We start from the raw sequence: 3,175 nt of genomic DNA, 5'->3' as shown, positions 1-3,175 counted from the left end.
ACCCGGTCCTGGGCGCGGTACTGCTGTTGCTGCTGCTGAAATTGCTGCCGCTGCACCCGGTTCTGCAAGGTCTGCAGATCGTTCTGCTGGATCAAAGCGTTACTTCTGGCAGAGGGATTGAGCACCTGCGCGGAAGCCGGCAGCGCAAAGCAGGCCACGAAAGCCGCGGCCATCACCGCCAATGCAAGACCCATCGGCGACCGACGCTCCGATATTGGCCTATTCCTGCGAAAAATCCTGCTCATTGCCGATATATAGGGTGTTCGTCCGGCGATGCCATGGCCGCATATCGGTCGCCTTCAAATCAATCATGCCCGCCCCGTCCTGGCCATCCGGCCCGCGGCGCAAATTGCCGTCATATGACGACTATGAATGACTGACGGCTTTGGTCAGTGTCCCTTACGTAAGTTTTCGATTTCAACTGGCACAAGTTAGTGTAGTCTAATTGAGCCAGCACTGCGCAAGTGGGACTGCGGATATGCTGGCCTCCTGCATTGAGCCTTATTGCGAAGTGCCGGCATTTTATTGCGTGGGGTAACGGGGTGGGGGCGTCTAACTCAAGGAGGGATTGAGAGCGCTGCCCAAAAGGGGGTAAGTGCATGGCTTTGTTTTCAAAGCGTACTTTGGGTTGCCTTGATTTCACCGGCGGAGCGGCCGAACACTGTGCCACCACGTCGACTATGGGGAGATGTCGACTTCCCCTGATTGCAACATCTACCAAGGCTGGAAACCGTCGCTCGGCGGTTTTGGCTGCCCGGCTGACGCTTTTGCTTGGCGCCACGGCACTGACCGGTTTTGCCGTCCTGAACGTGACCCCTGGCCACGCACAGGTCGTGATCAACCATGACGGCGCACCTGGCGACGATGGTGCTGACGCTTTCGGCAGTTCGGACGGCCATACGGGCGACCCCGGCGGCAATTCAACTTTCACCAACAACGATCCCATCTCGACCGTCGGAACGAGCGCTTTTGTCGGCACCGCACGGGGCGGCAAAGGCGGTGACGGCGGTACGGTGGTGCACTTCACCGCGATCCCTCCCTTTGTCGAATTGAAGGGCGGCAGCGGCGGGGACGGTGGCCCGGGCGGCACCGTCGACATCACCAATACCGCCGTGCTGCAGACCTCCGGCGGTTCCGCGGACGGCATCAGTGCCAATGCCAGCGGCGGTAACGGCGGCGACGCCGGCTTTGCCGCCGCATTGGGCCTGTCGGATGGCGGCAATGGCGGCCGCGGCGGCAATGGCGGCACGGCGACGGTCACCACGACTGCAAGCAGCACCATAACAACGACCGGAAATCTCTCGAACGGCATAAGCTCCATTTCGGATGGCGGCAACGGTGGCGATGGCGGCTTCTCCGGCGCCATCGGAAGTGGCAATGGCGGCAATGGCGGCGCCGGCGGTTATGGCGGGCCTGCTTCGGCGAACAACGCCGGCACAATCAACACGCAGGGCACCTTCTCGAAGGGAATGCTCGTACGGTCCGCTGGCGGCGTCGGCGGTGATGGGGCTGACGGCGGCGGTCTGATCGATGGCGGCGGCGGCAATGGCGGCGTGCCGACCGTTGGCGGCACGGCGGACGGTACCAATTCCGGAAATATCACCACGATGGGTGACTTCGCCAGCGGCATGGTTGTCCAGTCTGTCGGCGGCGGTGGTGGCGATGGTGGTGGAGCCTTCGGCCTCTTTGGCGGCGGCGGTTCGGGCGCTGACGGAAACAATGGCAGCACCGCCACCGGCACCAACACGGGTTCGATCACGACCAACGGCGTCGGCGCGATCGGCATGCTTGTGGAGTCGGTTGGCGGCGGTGGTGGCGACGGCGGCGGCGCGATCGGATCGATCGCTCTTGGCGGCTCCGGCGGTGGTGGCGGCAAGGGCGGCAGCGTCTTCGGCAATCTGGGCGGCTCCATCAAGACCGGCGCCGACGGCAGCGGTGACGGTGCGATCGGCATCGTCATCCAGTCGATCGGCGGCGGCGGCGGCAATGGCGGTTTCGCCATCGCCGGTGGCCCTGTGGTCGCGGTTGGCGTTGGCGGTTCCGGCGGTGCAGCCAGCAATGGCGGCGATGTCAACGTCCAGCAGGCAGCAGCCGGCCCGACAGTGGAAACACATGGAAACTCGGCTATCGGCATCCTGACGCAATCGGTTGGCGGCGGCGGCGGCAATGGCGGCGGCAGCTACACGGTCAGCGGCGTTGTCTCGGCCTCGATCGGCGGCAAGGGCGGCGCGGGCGGTGCCGGTGGCAACGTCATCTACAATGTCGGCACGTCACACGTGACCACCAACGGAGGCGATTCAACCGGCATTCTGACGCAATCGGTGGGCGGCGGTGGCGGCAATGGCGGCTTTGCCTTGGCTATCTCCGCGCTTGTCTCGGTTGGCGTCGGCGGTGAAGGCGGTCCGGGTGGCAAGGGTGGCACCGTCAACATGACGACCGGCGGCAGCGTCGAAACGTTCCAGGATCGCTCCGTCGGCATCATCGCACAGTCGATCGGCGGCGGCGGCGGCAATGGTGGTGGTTCGGTAGCAGGCAGCGCCGGCGTCAGCGTCGGCATCGGCAGGAAAGGTGCCGGCGGCGGCAATGGCGATGCCGTCACCTTCAACGGCACACAGTCCACCGTCACCACGCATGCTGCGGATTCGGCCGGCATCATCGTCCAGTCGGTGGGCGGCGGCGGTGGCAATGGCGGCTTCTCCGTTGCGGTCTCGGGGATTGTCTCGGTAGGCGTCGGCGGCAGCGGCGGCGCGGCTGGCGAAGGCGGTATCGTCGATGCCCGCTCCAATGGCAGCGTGACGACATCCGGCGACCGTTCCGGCGGCATCATCGTGCAATCCATCGGCGGTGGCGGCGGCAATGGTGGCGCGGTGATCAGCGGCAGCGCCGGTGTCAACGTCGGCGTGGGTGGCAGTGGCGCTGGCGGCGGCAAGGCGCTTGCCGCAAGCTTCTTCACGGACAATTCGGTCGTCAAAACGGGAGGCGCCGATTCGATCGGCATCCTGGTCCAGTCGATCGGCGGCGGTGGCGGCAATGGCAGCTTCGTCGGCGGCCTCGGTCTGGCGGCCTCCGTCGGCATTGGCGGCAGCGGCGGCGTCGCCGGCGATGCCGGCGCGGTCAAGATCACCGACAATGGCGGCTCCGTCACCACCACGCGCGAACGGTCTTCGGCTATGGT

2 pseudogenes are annotated in these 3,175 nt (G+C 65.4%); one reads left to right on the top strand and one right to left on the bottom strand.

The features are described from left to right. Positions 1 to 194: pseudogene (locus AC1DX0_RS33555) on the bottom strand (hypothetical protein); the annotation flags it as partial. A 552-nt stretch (positions 195 to 746) separates the two neighbouring features. On the opposite strand from AC1DX0_RS33555, the pseudogene AC1DX0_RS33550 reads away from it, so the two are divergent. Then, positions 747 to 3,175 (top strand): annotated as a pseudogene (locus AC1DX0_RS33550) (autotransporter outer membrane beta-barrel domain-containing protein); the annotation flags it as partial.

It is taken from the genome of Mesorhizobium sp. P3_A9, assembly GCF_056402975.1.
Note: the sequence above shows the minus strand (reverse complement) of the source record. Positions and strands in the feature narration are given on the sequence as shown.